The sequence below is a fragment of the Prosthecobacter sp. genome (assembly GCF_044373815.1).
Taxonomy (GTDB): Bacteria; Verrucomicrobiota; Verrucomicrobiia; order Verrucomicrobiales; family Verrucomicrobiaceae; genus Prosthecobacter.
Genome location: NZ_JBIPNG010000070.1, coordinates 1 through 18903, shown reverse-complemented (window position 1 = coordinate 18903; position 18903 = coordinate 1). Strand labels below are relative to the sequence as shown.

General features: G+C 59.1%; 12 protein-coding genes and 1 tRNA gene. 10 read left to right on the top strand and 3 right to left on the bottom strand.

Translation table 11 applies throughout. From position 1 onward, the window contains the following. The 4 genes from ACIREA_RS08550 to ACIREA_RS08535 form a co-directional block, all read left to right on the top strand. Window positions 1-667, top strand: a 667-nt coding sequence (locus tag ACIREA_RS08550; protein ID WP_397381840.1) for a DUF1839 family protein, incomplete at its 5' end; no start/stop codon positions are given. A 5-nt stretch (window positions 668-672) separates the two neighbouring features. Further along, window positions 673-3177 carry a glycosyl hydrolase 2 galactose-binding domain-containing protein gene (locus ACIREA_RS08545; RefSeq protein ID WP_397381839.1) on the top strand — a complete coding sequence of 835 codons (2505 nt, stop codon included), beginning with the start codon at window positions 673-675 and terminating at the stop codon, window positions 3175-3177. Further along, window positions 3167-5056 (top strand): alpha/beta fold hydrolase, encoded by a 1890-nt coding sequence (locus ACIREA_RS08540; protein WP_397381838.1) that lies wholly within the window; start codon window positions 3167-3169, stop codon window positions 5054-5056. The genes ACIREA_RS08545 and ACIREA_RS08540 overlap by 11 nt, the downstream gene beginning before the upstream one ends. Before the next feature lie 179 nt (window positions 5057-5235). Next, window positions 5236-5406, top strand: a complete 171-nt coding sequence (locus ACIREA_RS08535) for a hypothetical protein (protein WP_397381837.1) — start codon at window positions 5236-5238, stop codon at window positions 5404-5406. 385 nt (window positions 5407-5791) lie between these two features. Here the strand turns inward: ACIREA_RS08535 and ACIREA_RS08530 are convergent. Continuing rightward, window positions 5792-5868: transfer RNA gene (locus ACIREA_RS08530), tRNA-Met, on the bottom strand. A 112-nt stretch (window positions 5869-5980) separates the two neighbouring features. On the opposite strand from ACIREA_RS08530, the gene ACIREA_RS08525 reads away from it, so the two are divergent. The 6 genes from ACIREA_RS08525 (at window position 5981) to ACIREA_RS08500 (ending at window position 14833) form a co-directional block, all read left to right on the top strand. Beyond that, complete coding sequence (locus tag ACIREA_RS08525) at window positions 5981-6799, top strand: DUF1080 domain-containing protein (protein ID WP_397381836.1); 819 nt, start codon at window positions 5981-5983, stop codon at window positions 6797-6799. Window positions 6800-7048: 249 nt separating this feature from the next. Further along, window positions 7049-8116 (top strand): polysaccharide deacetylase family protein, encoded by a 1068-nt coding sequence (locus ACIREA_RS08520; protein WP_397381835.1) that lies wholly within the window; start codon window positions 7049-7051, stop codon window positions 8114-8116. Next, window positions 8113-9369: a glycosyltransferase gene (locus ACIREA_RS08515; protein WP_397381834.1), complete on the top strand. Its 1257-nt coding sequence runs from the start codon at window positions 8113-8115 to the stop codon at window positions 9367-9369. Before ACIREA_RS08520 ends, ACIREA_RS08515 begins: the two co-directional genes overlap by 4 nt. Beyond that, complete coding sequence (locus ACIREA_RS08510) at window positions 9366-11117, top strand: DUF4091 domain-containing protein (protein ID WP_397381833.1); 1752 nt, start codon at window positions 9366-9368, stop codon at window positions 11115-11117. The genes ACIREA_RS08515 and ACIREA_RS08510 overlap by 4 nt, the downstream gene beginning before the upstream one ends. A gap of 8 nt (window positions 11118-11125) precedes the next feature. Beyond that, entirely contained in the window at window positions 11126-12352 is a 1227-nt protein-coding gene (locus tag ACIREA_RS08505; RefSeq protein ID WP_397381832.1) for a GNAT family N-acetyltransferase, read from the top strand. A 9-nt stretch (window positions 12353-12361) separates the two neighbouring features. Next, on the top strand, window positions 12362-14833 hold the full coding sequence (locus tag ACIREA_RS08500; RefSeq protein ID WP_397381831.1) for an exopolysaccharide transport family protein: 2472 nt from the start codon (window positions 12362-12364) through the stop codon (window positions 14831-14833). An 8-nt stretch (window positions 14834-14841) separates the two neighbouring features. On the opposite strand, the gene ACIREA_RS08495 is transcribed toward ACIREA_RS08500, so the two are convergent. Together ACIREA_RS08495 and acnA are read right to left on the bottom strand one after the other, a co-directional pair. Then, the gene (locus ACIREA_RS08495) at window positions 14842-15303 is read right to left on the bottom strand and encodes a PH domain-containing protein (protein WP_397381830.1); all 462 of its coding nucleotides are present in this window, start codon (window positions 15301-15303) and stop codon (window positions 14842-14844) included. 123 nt (window positions 15304-15426) lie between these two features. Further along, window positions 15427-18198 (bottom strand): aconitate hydratase AcnA, encoded by a 2772-nt coding sequence (acnA, locus tag ACIREA_RS08490; protein WP_397381829.1) that lies wholly within the window; start codon window positions 18196-18198, stop codon window positions 15427-15429. Window positions 18199-18903: the final 705 nt, after the last annotated feature.

Genomic DNA, 18903 nt, shown 5'->3' with positions numbered 1-18903 from the left:
GCTCGTTGAACTGGACTCATTTTATCTGCCTGACACGGCTGGCAGCGCCTACCAGCTGGAGCATGTCAAAACGACAGTGGCCATTGCGGAGTTAGATATGGAGCAGCAGCGCCTGGGCTACTTCCACGCGCAAGGCTACTACCACCTGCATGGGGATGACTTTGCGCATGTGTTTCACCTGCGCGGCGAAAAGAATCCCGCGATTCTGCCGCCCTATTGCGAGATCGTGAAGAGCACCGCCAAGCTGCCGCTGCAAGGCGAGGCGCTGCTGAATGCATCGCTTGGCCTGTTGAAACGACAGCTGCAGCGCCTGCCGGAGGTGAATCCGTTCGTGAAGTTTCGCGCCCGCTTTGAGGCTGACATGCAGTGGCTCATCAACGAACCGATCACCACGTTTCACCAGTACTCCTTTGCCACGCTGCGTCAGTTTGGCTCCTGCTATGAACTTGCCGGCACCTACCTGAAGTGGTTGCAGAGCCAGGGCGTGGGCGGGCTGGATGGCGCCATTGAGTCGATCCTCCGGCTTTCCACCGGCGCGAAGACGCTGCAGTTCCAGCTGGCACGTGCGATGGCGCGGAAGAAGGCGATTGATTTCACGCCTGTCGATCAAATGGCGGAGCACTGGACCCAGGCGATGCAGCAACTGAAGGACGCGTTTCCCGCGTAATTACCATGACGGACTCTGTTCACTTTGCGCCGTGGACATGCTGTGCGCAGGCTCCTGGAGCGAGTGCTGAACCCGCAGCGGTGCAGGGGGATTGGTTTGCCGCCGAGGTGCCGGGAACGGTGGCTTCGGCGTTGCGCGCACGTGGTCAGTGGAGTCATCAAAATCCACCGGATGTGGATGCGCAGGATTGGTGGTACCGCACGACTTTTACTGCGACAGCGCGAAGTGCTGAGGAATCCTGTGCCCTGTGCTTCGACGGGCTCGCATCGCTTGCGGATGTATGGCTCAACGGCGAACTCATTCTCAGCTCGGACAACATGTTCCGCAGCCATCGCGTGGACGTTGCACGCATCTTGCGGGATGAGAATGAACTGGTGATTCGCTTTCGTTCGCTCACGGCGGACTTGAAGAAGAAACGTTCGCGTCCGCGCTGGAAAACCAATCTCGTGAACAACCAGCAGCTGCGCTGGCAGCGTACGAGCCTGCTGGGACGCATTCCTGGCTGGTCGCCGGCAGTTCCTGCCGTGGGGCCATGGCGTGCGGTGAGACTGGAGCGTGCGCCGGTGCTGCTGACGGACATTCAAAAGACGGCTTTGCTGGTGGAAGACGAAGGCGTCGTCAGTTTTCGTGCGCGGGTGGAGTCGTCGATGAAAATTGTTTCGGCGCGGTTGAACATCGGCGGGTATTCTGCCGAGCTTTTGTGTGAGGATGATGCTCTGCGCGGCGAGTTGCGTATTCAACATCCCGAACTGTGGTGGCCGCATACGCATGGCGTGCCGGCGTTGTACAGCGGCAAGGTGATCATCGAGACGAGTGCAGGGCAGCATGAGTTTCCACTGGAGCAAACGGGCTTCCGCAGCATCGAAGTTTGCAACGATCCCGGGTTTGCGGTTCATGTGAATGGAGAGCGCGTGTACTGCCGGGGTGCATGCTGGACGACGAACGACATTTTTACCCTCGGTGGAACAGTGGCGTCGCTGCGGCATGATCTCACACTCGCGCGTGATGCGGGCATGAACATGCTGCGCATTGGCGGCACGATGACCTATGAGAGTGATGCATTCTACCGCCTCTGCGATGAGCTGGGCATCCTCGTCTGGCAGGACTTCATGTTTGCCAACATGGACTATCCCGTGGATGACGCGGCGTTTGCTGAAAACATTACGATTGAGGCGACACAGCAATTACGCCGCCTCGCGCAGCACGGATGTGTGGCGGTTTACTGCGGCAACAGTGAGATCGAGCAGCAGGCGGCGATGCTGGGCATGGCGCGTGAGCTTTGGCGCAACCGCTGGTTCGGAGAGCAGCTGCCAGCGCTGTGCAGCCAGCATCATCCCGGCACGGCGTATGTGCCGTCATCGCCGAGTGGTGGTGTGCTTCCTTTTCACACTCGAACCGGCGTGACTCATTATTATGGCATCGGTGCGTATCTGCGCTCTTTGCGTGAGCTGCGGCAGGCTGATGTGAAGTTTACCAGCGAGTGTCTGGGGTTTTCAAACATCCCGGAGACGGAGGCCATTGATGAAATCATGGGTGGTCTGATGCCGGTGATGCACCACCCGCGCTGGAAGCAGCGTGTTCCGCGTGACACTGGGGCCGGATGGGATTTTGAAGATGTGCGCGATCACTACCTGCGGGAGCTTTTCAGTGTCGATCCGGTGACGTTGCGCTCATTCGACATGCCGCGTTATCTGGAACTGAGCCGCGTGGCATCCGGCGAGATGATGGCGCGAACGTTTGCGGAATGGCGTAGCGGGCACAGCCGCAATGCGGGTGCGCTGGTGTGGTTCTACAAGGATCTGTGGCCCGCGGCGGGTTGGGGCATCGTGGACAGCACGGGTGCTCCGAAGGCAGCGTACTATCAACTCAAGCGCGCATGGCAGACACGGCAGTTAACGATCACGGATGAAGGGCTGGATGGCTTGCATCTGCATCTGAGCAACGAAACGGCCGAGCTGGTCGAGGGTTTTGTCGAGGTGCAGTTGCTGCGCGAGCCGAATGTGGTCGTCGCACGTCACGAGATTGTAGTGAAGGTGGAACGGCGCTCGCTGGAGACCCGCAGTGTTGATGAAATTCTCGGTTCGTTTTTTGACGTGAACTACGCGTACCGTTTCGGTCCGCAGTCGCATCATGTGGTGATCGCGACCTGGTTCAGCGCCGAGCGTGAGGCCATCAGCGAGGCGTTTCATCTCACCCGTCCACGTGATCCGGTGGGGCAGCCGTTGTCAGCGGAGATGCTGGGGGCCAAGGCGGAAGCACTGGGTGATGGGCGCTACCAGCTCACGCTCAAGAGCGACCGGTTTTTGCACAACGTGCGAGTGTCAGCCAAAGGATTCCTGCCTGGTGACAATTATTTTCATCTCGCTCCGGACAGGATCAAAACAGTCTGTTTTTCGCCATGCGCAGGGGTGAACAAGGTGCCTGAAGTTTATGTTGAGGCCCTGAACGTGGCGGGCGAAATTTCGGTGGAGCCGAGCCGTGCATCCCCCGCAACCCATCATGACACCTGAGCCACAGTCGCACGCGCCTGAAGACGCATCGTGTGTGGATCAGGCCGGGCGGACCGCGTTCTATTTTAAGAGCGGTGGAAGGTCGTTGTTTGCGTGGTTGCACCGACCTGCGGCCGCTCTGGCTGAACATGGTGTGTTGATCTGTCCGCCACTTGGGCACGAGCAGGTTCATTCACATCGTGCGCTTCGACACCTCGCGGAAAGGCTGGCGGCGCAAGGTTTTGCGGTGATGCGGTACGACTACCATGCCACTGGTGATTCCGACGGCACAGAAAGCGATCCGCAGCATCTGGCCACTTGGCAGGCCAACGTGAGTGGTGCCGTGGATTGGATGCGCAGTGAGGGTGGCTGCCGGAAGGTCAGCCTCGTGGGCCTGCGCCTAGGGGCGTCGCTCGCGGCGCTTTACGCGGAGCAGCACGAGGTGGAAAGCCTGGTGCTGTGGGCTCCCATTGTGAAAGGCCGGCGCTACGTGCGCGAACTCACCGCCTTGAGCCAGACCGCTCAGTTGGCCGCAGGCAATGAATCGGCAGGCATTGAAGCCATGGGATTTGTTTATCCGAATGAGCTGACTGGCGAACTCGCGCAGATGGATCTGCTTGCCCATTCGGTGCGCTGCCAGCAGGTTTTGATCGCGTCCAGTGCAAACGCGGCGGGTGATTTGGCGTTGTTGGAACATCTGACGAAGCAGGGCGTGTCCGTGGAGTCCATGGCATTGACGGGTTACGAGGGGATGATGGCCGAACCTCATGACACCCAGGTGCCGCATGATGCGCTGAGAAGCATCGTGGACTGGATGAAGGCCAAGGCACAGCCTGTCGTGACAGGCAGGAGCAGCATATCCGCTGCAGGTGCGACGACTATGCTGACGAGCGGTCCTGACGTGGTACGCGAGACCCTTCATCACATCAGCAGAACGCCCGATTTGTTTGGCATCATGACGGAGCCGGGGGAGCGCCCGACGTCACTGCCGTGGATCGTGATGCTCAATGCCGGGGCGGCGTACCGGATTGGTCCGGGGCGCATCCATGTGGCCATGGCGCGGCAGCTTGCAGCGCTCGGTTATCCCTGCCTGCGGCTAGACATCAACGGCATCGGCGACAGCGTGGCCGCTGATCCTGAAAAGGAAAACGACACCTACACAGCGACCGCCTTCCGTGATGTGAGTCTTGTGTGCGACTACCTGCATGCGCAGCAACCTAGCCGCCCGATTGTTTTGCTGGGCCTCTGCTCGGGCGCGTACGTGGCCTTTCAGTCGGCAGCACAACTGCCCCATTCGACCATCATCGAGAGCATCCTTATCAACCCCCTCGTCTTTTACTGGAAGGAGGGCATGACCATCAATGACACGAACACCGACCAGCTGGTGGCCTGGCGTGAGTATTGGAATGCGATCTTCAAATGGAGCCAATGGAAGATGCTGCTGACCGGCAGGACGCGCATGGGTTTTGCCGGCTCGATCAAACGTTTCGCAGGCCATGTGATGCCGCGTTTTCTAAGTTCTGGCAGACCTGCTCCGCAGCAGGAAAAGTCCACGCCACCGAGCGGCTATGCGCATCCGGCGCGCAAGGATCTGCCAGGAGATTTGAGCCGCATCGCTGCTGCTGAGCGCACGCTGGCCATGTTTGTTTCTGACAACGATCCAGGGCATTTTCTACTGATGTATCAGGCGCGTCGCAAAGCCACGCAGTTGATGAAAGAGGGCCGGCTGCAGTGCCGCTTCATCCACCAAGCGGATCACACTTTCTCCACCGCTCAGGCGCGCCAGACCTTTTATCAATCACTCACGGACTACCTGCATTACCGCTTTGGTTCTGGGAGGATCGAGAAGCGGGCAGTGGATGAGGATTGCAAACTGCTGGCAGCTTCGCTGACGGCGTGACTCGGCTGGATCTATTGCCGGGTCTTCATTTCAAAGGCGGAACGCGGAAAACCTTCCCGGTATAGGGACATTGAGACATCTGACCCGCATTGAAATCTCGAACATCGATCAGCCGTCCGCTGGGATCGAACGGGCTCTTCACGACTCCACGCTTTCCGGGAGCCCAGGTGGCATATGGAATGTCCGCCGGATTCAGATCTTGCGCAGGCGTCACGCTCACGGCGGGTTTTGATGCTGATGGTGTTGTCGAAACCGTGGGCGCGGGTGTCACCGCAGTGCCTGTGCTCGGCGTGCTCGGCTCCGGAAGTTCGGCAAGTGCAGTCTGGCTTCCCGACGCAGGTGGTTTGTAGCGTTGCATGGCGAGGTTCCAATAATCGTCACGCGCAGCCTTGGGATCAGGGGGCGGATTTCCTCCGGCAACAGGTGGAGCACCTTCGGACGAGGCCGCCTTTTGATCCACACCTGCTCCAACAGGTGTGGCACTTTTGGACAAAGCCTTCTTCGGCCCTGCACAAGAATTGAGGCCAATGATGGTCAGGCTCAGGAGAGCAACAGAATGGAAAAGGCGGATCACGAGAGGTGTGGAAAGTTAAGTAAGCTTCGCCGCCGGCTCAACCGGCCCACTCATTCATAGTACACCCCACCATTTTAGGCAAGTCACCGACCGTTTTCCCAGCACATTGAAAAGGGACACTAAAAAGCCCTGTAAATCGTTGATTTACAGGGCTTTGAAATTGGTTGCGGGAGTAGGATTTGAACCTACGACCTTCAGGTTATGAGCCTGACGAGCTACCGGGCTGCTCCATCCCGCGATTTGATGAGGGATCAGAATCGGCTGTCTCAAAGGATTGGCAACCTGTATTTACATTACTTCACATCTTGACCTGCAATATCGTCTGCGGCTTCTCGTTTGCTGCTTCCCGCATGAAATACACTGCAACAACCCTCCTGCTCGCACTGGCGAGTTTTCCGGCCCTGGCTGCCGACTCCAAACCTGCCGCTCCAGAAAAACCCTCACCCATTGGCTATTCGGACACGCCGGTCATTCCAGGCACCCAGTGGAAGGTTCACGACATCGACCGCCCACGTCCAAACGCCGTGGCTCCCGGTGACAAGCCAGGCGATGCACCTGCAGATGCGATTGTGATCAATGCCGACGCGCTTCAGGCAAAGGAAAAGGACGCGAAGGGCAAGGAAACCGGCAAGATCATTCCCTGCCCTTGGACACTCGACAGCGGGGTGATGATGATTTCCGGCGGTGACTGCTGGACGAAGCAGGAGTTTGCCAGCTGCCAGCTTCATCTGGAATGGATGAGCGAGCCCAACACGAAGGGCAATTCCCAGAAAAAGGGCAATGCCGGGGTGTTTTTCATGGACCGCTACGAGTCCCAGATGCTGGACTGCGACAACAACCCCACCTATGCCGATGGCATGACGGGCGGTGTGTATGGCCAGACGCCGCCGCTGGTGAACGCCGTGCGTCCTGCCGGCCAGTGGCAGGTCTATGACATCGTCTTCACCGCACCCAAACTGGAAGGCGGCAAGGTGGTGGAGCCGGCCTACATCACGACGTTCGTGAATGGGATCTGTGTGCAGAACCACACGAAGATCATGGGACCGACGAAGCACAAGAACATCACGGACTACACGGGTGAGTTCCCCGAAAAAGCACCGATCCGCATCCAGGACCACAAAAACGAGCCGCCAGTGCGCATTCGTAACATTTGGATCAGGCCGCTCTGAGGCTGCAGAAAGCGTCTTTTTTAAACTATCAAGGCCGGAGGTAACCCCTCCGGCCTTGTTGTTTTTAGGCGGCAAAAGTCAAAGGTAAGGAAAGCGTAAGATTAATACAGTATTTATGATAATTTCATTGAAGTTAATAAATCGCCACCTAGAATGTGTGTGATTGTTGCGATTGCCAAATTTCTATAACCGTCATGCCTGCCAGTCATCTCCGGCTGAGGGCCTAAGCTTTTCTTTAACCCTTTGATTATGCCGCTCGCCCTCTACTCGCGCTCTATCAAAGCCGCCGCCCTTGTCGGGTGCGGGCTGGCGTCGTTCTCGCGTACACGGCGTTCTTCCGAGGCCACGATTTTAACGTTTCACGGTCTCAGCGAAAATACAGGAGATCGGGGCATCCTCGACTGGTCTCTGCATCTGCAGGTCGATGCTTTCCGCAACATTTGCGCCATGCTGGCCAAAGAGTATCGAGTGATTTCGCTGGCCGATCTCGTTGAAGCACGCAGCCAGGGATCCGGCCTTCCTGACAACTCAGTCGTCATGACCTTCGATGACGGGTATGCATCCAACTACGAACTGGCGTTCCCTATTCTGCGGGAGTTCGGGCTGCACGCCACCATCTTTGTCGCCACGGGTTTCCTCGATGGGGTGGAAATGTTTTGGTTTCAGCGAGTTGATCTCGCGCTCGGTCGTACGCAGAAGGAGCTGCTCGACTGGAAGATTAATGGCAAAAAATTGCGCCTCTATCTCGGCACGTACGAGCTGCGTCAGCAGTCCCTCAGGCAGCTGCTGCCGGAACTCAAGGAACTGCCGGACACAGATTTGCTGGGCGAGGTGGACCGTTTGGAGGAGGCGCTGGGGGTCAAAGCGCCCACTTTCAGTGATCTGCCCAAAGCCATGCGCCCAATGACGTGGGAGATGGCGTGTGAAATGTCCCTCAGCGGCCATGTGGACATCGGCGGTCATACGCACACGCATCCCATTCTGGCACGTTGCGATATCATGGCAATGCGTGCGGAAATTGCCACCTGCCGTGATCGCATTCACGCCGAGCTCGGTGAACTGCCCATTGCTTTTGCCTATCCCAACGGCGGGCCGGATGATTTTACCCGCGAAACACTCATGCTCGTGCGTGAAGCGGGGTTCAAAGCGGCCTGTACAACGATCAGTGGTCGCGTCCATGACACCGTCTCGATGCACCAGCTGCCACGTTACGGCTCCCCTGAATCCGTGCTGGAGGCGAAAGCCACGGTGTCTGGAGCTTTTGAAACACTCAAAGACTGGCGGCAGAGCTGCCTGAAAGCGATGTCGATGATATGAGGACGATCACGCTTGCCACGAGTAACACGCTGCAGCTGCCCATCCAGCAGCCGATGCGTGCCTTCGTGGCTGCGCAAACCCTGCCTGCACCCGCATTCGACCGGCGCCCGGTCGTGCTGCACTTTGCTTACAGCATTGGTGGTGGTGGAGCGGAGGCGATGCTGATGAATCTGGCCGAATCGCTCGATCCGGCGCAGTTCCGCACCGTGGTCGTGGCCATCAATGCCAAGCCCTGGCCACATCAGCTGAAGCGGCTGCAGGAGGCAGGGGTGAATGTGCATGACCTGGAGAGCACCACCTACCTCAATCCGCGTACACTCGCGAGACTGCACGCCGTGCTGCGTGCGGAGCGTCCCGACATTGTGCAAACGTGGACGCATCACGCCGATCTCGTGGGCGGCTGGGCTGCGAAACTTGCCGGAGTGCGCAACATTGTATGGAGTATTCACTGCCGCGAAATCCACCGCAACCCCGGTGACAGCGACGGCAAGATGGCGCTCTTCCGACGTGCGCTGGCCTTCAGCTCGCGTTTTATTCCACGGCGCATCATTTCCTGCTCTGCCACCGCCATCGAAGACCACGCCGCCATCGGCTATCCGCGCGCCAAAATGCGCTGGATTCCCAATGGCATCAGCGCAGAGCGCTTTGTGCCAGATACGGATGCAGGACTGGACACGCGTGCCGAACTGAAGCTGCCACCTACGGCACCGGTGATTGGATTTGTCGGGCGCTTTCATGAGATGAAGGATCTGGCGACCTTCTTGCGCGCAGCGGCCCTGCTCCAGACCCGGGTGCCAGAGGCACACTTTGTCTTTTGCGGCGGAGTGGAAGTCGAACTGGGCGAAGTGGAGCGTGAGCTGCTGGCCATGCTGCCGCAGCGTCAGCAGGTGCGCTTTGATTCTTTCCGTGCCGATCCGTGGCGTTTGTATCCTGCGCTGAGTGTGTTCTCGCTTTCCTCGCGCACCGAGGCGTGTCCGATGACCATCATTGAGGCGATGTCCTGCGGTGTGCCGTGTGTCACCACGGATGTGGGTGACTGCGGACGGCTGCTTGAGGGTGTCGGACAGGTCGTGCCAATGCAGGATCATTCTGCCCTGGCGATAGCCTGGGAACAGGCGCTGCAGCTTGGAGCGGTAGCGCGTGAAGAAATCGCCCGGAAATCGCGCCAGCGGGTGCTGGAGAAATTCACCATCGCCCATGCTGCACGGCAGTATGCGGAAACCTATGCAGAGCTCGTGGAGGTGAAGTCATGAAAGCGCTTTTGCTGCTCCTGGCATTGACCACCTGCGCGGCTGCCCAGTCGGTGAAAGTGTCGTTTTGCGATGGCATGACCCGTATTTCGCGCGACGGCGCTGCGCCGACGGCAGCCACGAACACCCTGTACGCAGCGCGCGGAGAGTGGGAGCCGCTGCAGATCATCGTCACCGCCACGCCGGAGCAGCTTAAAACGATTCAGGTGATCGCCACGGGGATCGCCAAGGATGATTCTGCCGCCCTGCTGCCAGCCCCGAAGGTGCTGCGTGAGCACTATGTGCGCGTCACCAAGTCCACGCCGATGGCACCGCTGCCGCCGGGCGATTATCCGGACGCACTGGTGCCGCTCGACATGCCTGCGCAGGAGCTCAACGGTACGGAAGTGGTGAATCAACCTTACTGGGTGGATGTCTTTGTGCCCTACACCGCTGCACCGGGGGCATACACCGGCGAAGTGCGGTTTGAGTTTGCCGATGGCATGAAAGCCATCGCCAGCTACACGCTGAACGTGTGGGATTTTGACCTGCCCGTGGTGCCGAAGCTGCGCACCTCGATCATGACCACGGTGCGTCACGTCGCCCAGGTTCATGGCTTGGAGTATCATGACAATGCACCGTCGCTGGCGCACGCGGGTCTGCTCAATGCCTATTACGACCTGCTCGCCGAGCATAGGCTCAGCGTGGATCAAATCTACGGCAGTTATCCCGACGCTGGCACCGGCAAGCTGGATGAAGACAAGGTGGAACGGGCGCTGAGAAAGCACCTGCTGCACCGCCATTGCAACAGCATCGGCCTGCCGATCTGGCCGAAATGGCCGTTCAAAGATCCCTTGGGCGAAGACCGCGCTGCGGCGATGAGCTATGTCGCGCAATGGATGAAGTTGCTGGGAAAAATTCGCTGTGAGTCGCGCGGCTATGTCATCATGGGAGATCTCGATGAGCCGAACGACGAGGCCGCTTATGCTACCGTGCGCCGCTGGGGTGAGTTCTTCAACGAGGTGGAAAAAAAGCACGGCGTGCGTGTGCCACTGCACGTCACCGAGCAACCCACAGCCGAAAAAGCCGCGTGGGGTTCACTTGCCGGTGCGGTGGACATCTGGGTGCCGCATTTCAGCGAAGTGTGGAAGGACATGGAATGGGCCGGTGGCAAGCATGACATCGCTCTGCGTCGTCAGGCGGGAGAGGAAGTCTGGGCCTATGCGGCGCTGGTGCAGATGCCGGTGGCCTGGGAACAGCAACACGGCAGGCCCAAGCAGCTCACCAACAGCTTCCCGCCCGTGTGGGCGCTCGATTATCCGCCCATGGCGCATCGCATCGTCGGCTGGTTGTTTCCGAAGCACGGCATCACTGGCTTTGATTACTGGGACACGATCTTTGCCGCTGAAGGCGTCGATGTCTGGCAGGATGCGGGCACTTTCAAAACGCCCGATGGTGCGACCTACAATGGTGACGGCTCCTACATCTACCCTGCCACGGAGAAACGTCAGGGCCGTAATGCCCCGGTGGCGTCCATGCGTCTCAAATGGCTGCGTGAGACTGTGGAAGACTACGATTACCTGATGCTGGCACGTCAGCTGGGCCTCGAAGATGAGGCACGTCGTTTGACTGCCAGTTTTGCGCGTGGTTTTGGCGACTGGGATGACAATTCCGGCGTACTGCTGAAGGCGCGCCAGCAACTGGGTGCGCTGATTGAATCCGCGCAGCAACGCAAACAAACAGCCGCCGTGCCGGCAGGAGGTGCCAAGTGACTACAACAATGTTTCTTCACAAACCGCGCCGCGTTGCGGCCGATTCCATCCCAGCACCGCGTCGTGGCGCGCTCACGCTCGAGATCGTGCGCGACGACGCGGGTTTCCATGCGCTGCAGCCGTTTTGGGACACACTGGTCGAGCAAATGGCCACGCGTTCGCCGTTCGTCCGGTGGGACTGGATGAGCCTGTGGTGGGAAGAATGTCGTCAAAACGCACGGCTGGTCATTGGTGTGCTGCGTGATGCCGAAGGTATTCCGCAGGCCATTGCGCCGCTGATGCTCGCCTCTGAATCGGATTCGGTGCGCAAACATCTCGTGACCCTGACCTTTCTGGCCGGGTTTGGAGATGCGCATGGCGAGCGGCTGGACCTCATCGTGCCCGCTGGCCGGGAGGATGAACTGACGCCTCAGCTCTGCCGCGTGTTCAAGATGCTGCAGCCTGAGTGCGACAATGTCCGGCTGAATCATCTTCTCGAAGAGTCTCCCAACAGGCCCCATCTCCTCGCGGTGCTGCAGGAGGCTTTCAGCGATGCCGGAGTGCTGAACCGCCAGGTCACCCGGTTTATCAACCTGCCTGCGTCTTGGGAAGACTACGAGGCACGCCACAGCTCCAAATGGCGCAATTTGCTGCGCCGCGGTCGCAGGGCTTTTACGGCAGAGCATGCAGGCATAGCCACGCAGGTTGGTGAGCGCATGAGCATTGACGAGGCGATGAAGGAGTTCCGAGTGCTGCATGCCATGCAGTGGGCGGAGGGAGTCAGCACCTTCACCACGGAAGCCTCCTGGCGTTTTCACCAGCGCCTGGCGGCGCGCTGGCTGCCGCAGCAGCGTGCATGGATGCCCTTGCTCGAAGCCGACGGCAAGCTGGTGGCTGCACTGTACGGTTTCGTCGAGCGTGAGCAGTTTTTTCAGTATCAGTCGGGCTGGGAGCGGTCTCTGGCGAAGATTTCCCCTGGAAAGCTGGTGATCCGCTGGGCTGTTGACTGCTGTATCCAGCGCGGCCTGCAGGTGTATGACATGCTGCCCGGCGACTACGAATACAAACGCCAGTGGTGTGACGGTACACGCTGGCTGCTTGATCTCGAAGGTTTCAATCCGACAAGCTGGCGCGCCACCGCCTTTCGTGCTCTGCGCGCCGTGCGCCGCTGGTTGCCACGGTCCAATTCTCCAGTGGTGACTAGTCCCAACGATTCTCAGGAGGGGAATGAACCTGTTCTCCCTCCAGCTGCTTAATTCATTCATATGGCCATTTCCTACAGCATCCAGCCCTCGAACGCCGCCCCACCGGACGGCTTTGGAGCGATGCTTGCCCTCCCACCAGCGCGCGGCCTGGTGCCAATGGCTCCATCCATGACCATGCCGGCGCATCCGGGCATGTCGCCGGTGTTTGATCCTCGCGCCTTCCTGCCGCCGATCAATCCGCAGGATTTTGAGGTGCAGTCGCTCATCAGTCTCGTGGATGTCATCGGCTACATCCGCAAGCGCTGGCTGCGGGGGGGCGTGCTGGGGCTCATTCTCGCGGCATTTGCGTTTTACTACCTCGGCATGGGAGTGAAGATCTACGAGGCGGAGTCGCAGCTGCTGCTGCGCATTCAGGATGCCAGTCCGGTTGACATTGTTGGCTCGGTCTCCCGTGGTCCTGGGGAGTTGAGCGCAGTGCAGTTGATCAACAACCACCGTGCGGAACTGCTCTCCCGGCGCTACCTGAGTTATTTATACGACCACTTCCCAGCGAAGGAGCGTGATGCGCTTCTGGATCGTGAGGTGAACTCTCTTAGCCGCAAGGATGAGCTGATGAAACTGCTGGGACTGTACAAGCCGGGCAAGCCTGGCGATCCACGTGAGCGGTTCATCAACCTGATGATCAGCAATGCACGGGTGGAGCCGCTCAAGGAATCGCACGTGCTGCGTGTGCAGATTCGCGACCGTGATCCGCAGACCGCCGCCGATCTCGCCAACCAGTACACGGAAGACTACACCCGCTATGTGGCCGAGGAGGAAGGCCAGCTCAGTGCGAACACCTCCGCCTTCCTCGAAACACAGTCGGGGGAGCTGCTGAAGAAACTGCGAGAATCGGAGCGGAAGCTCGCGGAGTACCGCAAAAGTCAGGGGATCATGGAAGACGTCGATTCCAAAGATGTCTCCAACGACAAGGTGCGCCAGCTTAACGTCGCGATCACGGAAGCAGACCTGAAGCTCACCAAGGCGAAAAGTGATCTCAATGATCTTGTGGCTGCGCAGAAGGTCGGGCGTGACCTCACCGAACTTCGGCTGTTTGCAGACAACCCGGATGTGAATTTCATCCGCAAGCAGCTTGATGCAAAGATCGCCGAACGTGCGCCTCTGGAGGCCACCTGCGGCCGCAAACACCCACGCATGATCGGGCTGACGAATGAAATCGAAGCGCTGCGCGGGTCGCTGGCTCGTGCGATCAGTTCCGTTGGTGGGATGATCCAGGCCGAGGTGGAGTCGCAGGAGCGCCAGCTTGCGGACTACCGCCGCCAGCTTGAAGAAGCACGCGGCGTGGCGCTGGACGTCAATGGCAAGAACGTGCAGCAGAGCCTGCTGCGCGACCAGGTGCGAATGGACCGCGATCTCTATGAGAAAATCGAGATGCGCCGCAGTCAGGCAGCACTCACGGGCCAGTTCCGTGACAGCGGCCTGCTGCGTGTCGCGGATGTGGCAACGGTGCCGGAAAAACCTGTCAAACCGAGCAAGCCCATCGCCGCTTTGGCTGCTGTCATGCTGTTTGGTCTGACCTTGATCGGCCTGCCAGTGGGTTGGGGAATTTTTGACGATCATGTGAAGAAGCTTTTCAGCCCCAAAGTGGAAAAGCCTGTGATGCAGGATCAAACGCAACACACTGCGTATGGCTATGGCTATCCAGCTCAGCAGGCACAGCCGCGTGCTTCTCCGTTCGCCATTGCCAGCCCTGCAGCGCCGGCCTTGCCTGCCGCGGAACGTCCACCGCCTGCGGTGAATCGTCCTGCACCACCGCCGATGCCGCCGCAATCGCGCCATATGCCGGTGATCAAGCCTGCCAATGGCGAGACCACCATTCTGGCCCGTCTTCCCTATGTGCAGGGATCCAGCCCGGAAGCCATGCTTTCGGAACTGCTGAAACCGGAACCCATCGGTGCTTCCAGTGCGCTGCATCAGCTCACCAGCACGCTCGAACAACAAGCCATGAACCGCAGCGGCACCGCCGGGGTGATTCTCATCACGAGTGCGGGCACTGGAGATGGCAAAACCCTGGTGTCTGCAGCGCTGGCCGCCGCCTTCTGCCACCAAGGCCGGCGTGTGTTCATGATGGAGTGCAATCCGTCCTCCCCCACGCTGCATCAATGGTTCCCGCGTGCCGTGCAGGGCTACGGCGCCTATGCCAGCAACCTGGAGGCCCTCCGCTACGGCCACAGCAATCTTTTCCTGCTGCCCGGCTGCGATCTGCCCGCGCACGCCACCAACGAACTGCTCGACGGCTACCGCAGCTGGATCGAGCGTGCGAAGACGGAAGTGGACTGGATCATTCTCGATGCCTCTCCGCTGCTGAAGAGCTTTGCCAACGTCGCTCCGCTGGCCCCGCTCGCGACCGACGTGCTCATCGTCAACAACCCTGTCAAAACCACCCCCGCCCAGCTGCGTGCCGGTCTGGCGCTGCTGCAGCCGATGATGTCATCGAGCGCGCTGCGTGGCATGGTGGTGAACGGCGGGTGATCGGTTCTTCAGGGCGCGCTCTGCTGCTTCAAAGCGTCAATGAGCGCCGCAGGATTGCTGACACTGAGCATGAGACTGTAGCCTTCCGTGGTCGGAATGCGTGCCACGCGCGTTTTGTCCGTCACAAAGAGCAGCGCTTTCTCCCCATTGCGGAGTTTGAACCATCCGGCGGCGTAGCCTGGCAGCGCTGTTCCCATCGTGCGCCATTTCGGCTGATGCTCTTTGTCGGTGTTCAGGTTGGTGACGACCGCCTCGTCGAGTTTGAGCGACTTCAGCGGGACCATTCGACCATAGAGATCGCCTTGAAGTCGCAGGCCATCATTTGAAACCGTGAAACGCACATGCTGCATGGACCACGCCAGCCAGACCATCAGAAACAGGACTCCGACGAGGATGAGGCTGATGATGGCAAAGAACCACAGCGATTTACTCGCGGCTGGAATCATGGGGAAGACGGTGGCGGCGTTCATGCTTCTGAGTGTGATCCTTCCGGTGAAACATGCCAGAAAACAAAAATCCGGCAGCCTTGCGGTCTGCCGGATGATTGTTGAGTCGTGGCTGGAGGGTACGAACTTGGACGTTCGTTCTACGGCTTACGCGTTCGCACGCAGGATCTGGGCGAGCACATACGGAAGGATGCCGCCTGCGCGGTAGTAGTCGATCTCCACGGGGGTGTCGATGCGGACGACGACGGGGACGTCGAAGCTGCTGCCGTCGGCCTGGTGGACGCGGAGGGTGGCTTCGCTCATCGGCTTGAAGTCATTGCTCAGGCCCAGGAGGTCGAAGGTGGCATCACTGAGGTCCTTGACCTTGTCGTAGTCGGCCTTGTCCTTGAAGTTGCAGGGCAGGACGCCCATGCCGACGAGGTTGCTGCGGTGAATGCGCTCGAAGGACTTCGTGATGACGGCTTTGACGCCGAGCAAACGCGTTCCTTTGGCGGCCCAGTCGCGGCTGGAGCCCATGCCGTAGTCTTCACCACCGAGGATGATGCTTGGCGTGCCAGCGGCCTTGTAGGCCTCGGCTGCGTCATAGATGCTCATCTCGGTGCCCGCAGGTTGCAGGAGGGTGTCGCCACCTTCCTTGCCACCCAGCATGAGGTTCTTGATGCGAACGTTGGCGAAGGTGCCACGGGTCATGACGAGGTCATTGCCACGGCGGCTGCCGAAGCTGTTGAAATCAGCCTGGGTGACACCGTGTTCGAGGAGGAAACGGCCGGCAGGGCTTGCCTTCTTGATCGCACCAGCAGGGCTGATGTGGTCGGTGGTGACGGAGTCGCCGAAGATGCCGAGCGGGCGGGCGCCTTTGATCTCGGTGATGTCGCCGGGGGTCATGCTGAAATCAGCGAAGAACGGCGGATGCTGGATGTAGGTGGACTTGCCATCCCACTCGAAGACTTCGCCGATGCCGCCCTGGATCTCGTTCCACTTCGGATTCTGCGAAGCGAAATCGGTGTAGAGCTTGCGGAAGACATCCGGGGAAAGCGCGGACGCCATGGCATCGCGCACTTCTTTGAGCGTGGGCCAGATGTCCTTCAGATAGACGCCGCTGCCGGCGACGAGTTCGTCTTTGCTCAGATCAATATCGACCGTGCCTGCGATGGCATAGGCGACCACAAGAGGGGGGCTCATGAGGAAGTTGGCCTTGATGCTCTGATGCACGCGGGCTTCGAAATTGCGGTTGCCGGAAAGCACGCTGGCAGCCACGACATCCTGTCCTTTGACGACGTCTTCGATGCCAGCGTCAAGCGGGCCGGAATTGCCGATACAAGTGGTGCAGCCGTAGCCGACGGTCTGGAAGCCGAGCTTGTCGAGTTCGACCTGAAGGCCGGTTTTCGTGAGGTAATCGGTCACCACACGGGATCCTGGCCCGAGGCTGGTTTTGACGGAAGGCTTCACGGTGAGGCCCTTGGCGTTCGCTTTCTTGGCGAGGAGACCAGCAGCGAGCATGACGCTCGGATTGCTGGTGTTCGTGCAGCTCGTGATGGCGGCGATGAGCACGCTGCCGTCGGTGATGGTGTCTTTGATGCCGCCTTTGGAATCAACGGTGACTTCGAAGCCGGTCTGGTCGGACACCACATCCACACCTGCTGCTGCGCCGGTGACGTCGATGCCATCAGCTTTGGAGGCACCGAGGTGTTCGACAACCTGCGAGACGGGTGTTTTGCCAAAGCCGCCGGCTTTCACATCGGCAACGAGGAGCTCGTTGAACTTGGCTTTCAAAGCAGGCACTTCGATGCGGTCCTGCGGGCGTTTTGGGCCGGAAACGCAAGGAACGACGGTGCTGAGGTCCATCTCCATCTCGGTGGTGAACTCGATGCTGCCCTTCTCGGTGGGGATTCCCCACATGCCCTGGGCCTTGTAGTAATTGGTGACGGTGGTGCAGAGCTCTTCGCTGCGGCCAGTGCCGCGCAGGTAGGCGATGGTTTCTTCATCCACGCCGAAGAAGCCCATCGTGGCGCCATATTCAGGGGCCATGTTGGCGATGGTCGCACGGTCGGTGACAGGCAGGCTGACAGCACCTGGGCCGTAGAATTCGACGAATTTGCCGACGACACCGAGCTTGCGCAGCTTCTGAGTGACTTCGAGAACGAGGTCCGTGGCGGTGACGCCTTCTTTCAGTGCGCCTTTGAGGTAAACACCGACGACTTCCGGGACAAGGAAGGTCACCGGCTGGCCGAGCATGCCTGCTTCGGCTTCAATGCCACCCACTCCCCAGCCGACGACGCCGAGGCCGTTGATCATGGTGGTGTGTGAATCGGTGCCGACGAGAGAATCGGGATAATACACGCCGTCTTTTTCGAGCACGCCCTTGGCGAGGTATTCCAGATTCACCTGATGCACGATGCCGATGCCTGGAGGCACGACCTTGAAGGTGTCGAAAGCCTGCTCACCCCATTTGAGGAACTGATAGCGCTCCTTGTTGCGCTCAAATTCCAGCGCGAGGTTTTGATTCAGAGCATTCTGCGTACCGGCGAAGTCCACCTGCACGCTGTGATCGACCACGAGATCAACGGGCACGAGGGGCTCGACCATCTTCGGGTTCTTGCCGAGTTCTTTCACCTTCGAGCGCATGGCGGCCAGATCGACGAGAAGGGGCACGCCGGTGAAGTCCTGCAGCACGATGCGGGCGACGGTGAAGGGGATCTCATACTCGCCCGGGCTCTTTGCGTTCCAGTTCGCGAGGTTTTTGACGTCTGCCTCAGTGACCTTCTTCCCATCCAGATTACGCAGCAGGGACTCCAGCACGATGCGGATGGACACTGGCAGACGAGAGACATTGCCTACACCGGCACTTTCAAGAGCGGGAAGAGAGTAAAATTTGCCGGGAGCGCCGGAGCCAGTGGTGAAGGTGAGTGGTGTGTTCATTGGAATGGGGTAGCGACCAACGAAATAGCAAGAGTAGCACGAATGACACCACTTTTTTGTCCCTGCTCATATACGGGACAAGCCACGTCAGGCCCCAAAGCGCCTTAAAGCGGGAGTTCTGTCATCGTCCTTATAGAGGAATGAGGGAGGCAGAGGCCGCAGTGCATAGCCGCGTCTCACTTATGAGGAGAGTGCCCAGAGCAGGCGGTACCAACGGTGTTTTAGAGTCAAACGAGAGGCACGATATAGAGGCATGTTTTTGATGGCTCATTAGCAGCTCCGAATGCCAGTCGACATCGAGCTCAATCGTGGATGAAATCGAGCGGAGAGAAGAAAATGCGTGATGCACGCATAACAGGATGAAGTTTTTGGAGCGATGCCTTCATGAGATGATCTGCAGGCTTCAAAAGCGAGGCTTCTCCAGTGCTCAAAATGACGTGTTTACGTAGACAAAACGTCGTTTTTCGAGAGTTGGTTTTACAGGCAGCATGAATACGGGGTCGAAGGCGATGCATGGGGCGCGAATCGGCAGGAAAAGGCTGATTGGATGCTTCGAACGAAACTTTTTTGCAAAAAACAGCACAATGTAGTTGCACCAACTCTGAGCTGCGTTACTCTCCTAACCCGCAGCGAAAAACGCGGGCTGAGAAAAAGAAGATTGAGAAGCGAAAAGCGGCTCATGAAACTTGGAATCAGAAACGATCT

Coding starts and splice junctions, on each gene's coding strand:
- ACIREA_RS08525 (WP_397381836.1), top strand. CDS start 5,981: ATGAAATACACTGCAACAACCCTCCTGCTCGCACTGGCGAGTTTTCCG.
- ACIREA_RS08510 (WP_397381833.1), top strand. CDS start 9,366: ATGAAAGCGCTTTTGCTGCTCCTGGCATTGACCACCTGCGCGGCTGCC.
- ACIREA_RS08495 (WP_397381830.1), bottom strand. CDS start 15,303: ATGAACGCCGCCACCGTCTTCCCCATGATTCCAGCCGCGAGTAAATCG.
- ACIREA_RS08500 (WP_397381831.1), top strand. CDS start 12,362: ATGGCCATTTCCTACAGCATCCAGCCCTCGAACGCCGCCCCACCGGAC.
- acnA (WP_397381829.1), bottom strand. CDS start 18,198: ATGAACACACCACTCACCTTCACCACTGGCTCCGGCGCTCCCGGCAAA.
- ACIREA_RS08520 (WP_397381835.1), top strand. CDS start 7,049: ATGCCGCTCGCCCTCTACTCGCGCTCTATCAAAGCCGCCGCCCTTGTC.
- ACIREA_RS08545 (WP_397381839.1), top strand. CDS start 673: ATGACGGACTCTGTTCACTTTGCGCCGTGGACATGCTGTGCGCAGGCT.
- ACIREA_RS08535 (WP_397381837.1), top strand. CDS start 5,236: ATGTCCGCCGGATTCAGATCTTGCGCAGGCGTCACGCTCACGGCGGGT.
- ACIREA_RS08540 (WP_397381838.1), top strand. CDS start 3,167: ATGACACCTGAGCCACAGTCGCACGCGCCTGAAGACGCATCGTGTGTG.
- ACIREA_RS08505 (WP_397381832.1), top strand. CDS start 11,126: ATGTTTCTTCACAAACCGCGCCGCGTTGCGGCCGATTCCATCCCAGCA.
- ACIREA_RS08515 (WP_397381834.1), top strand. CDS start 8,113: ATGAGGACGATCACGCTTGCCACGAGTAACACGCTGCAGCTGCCCATC.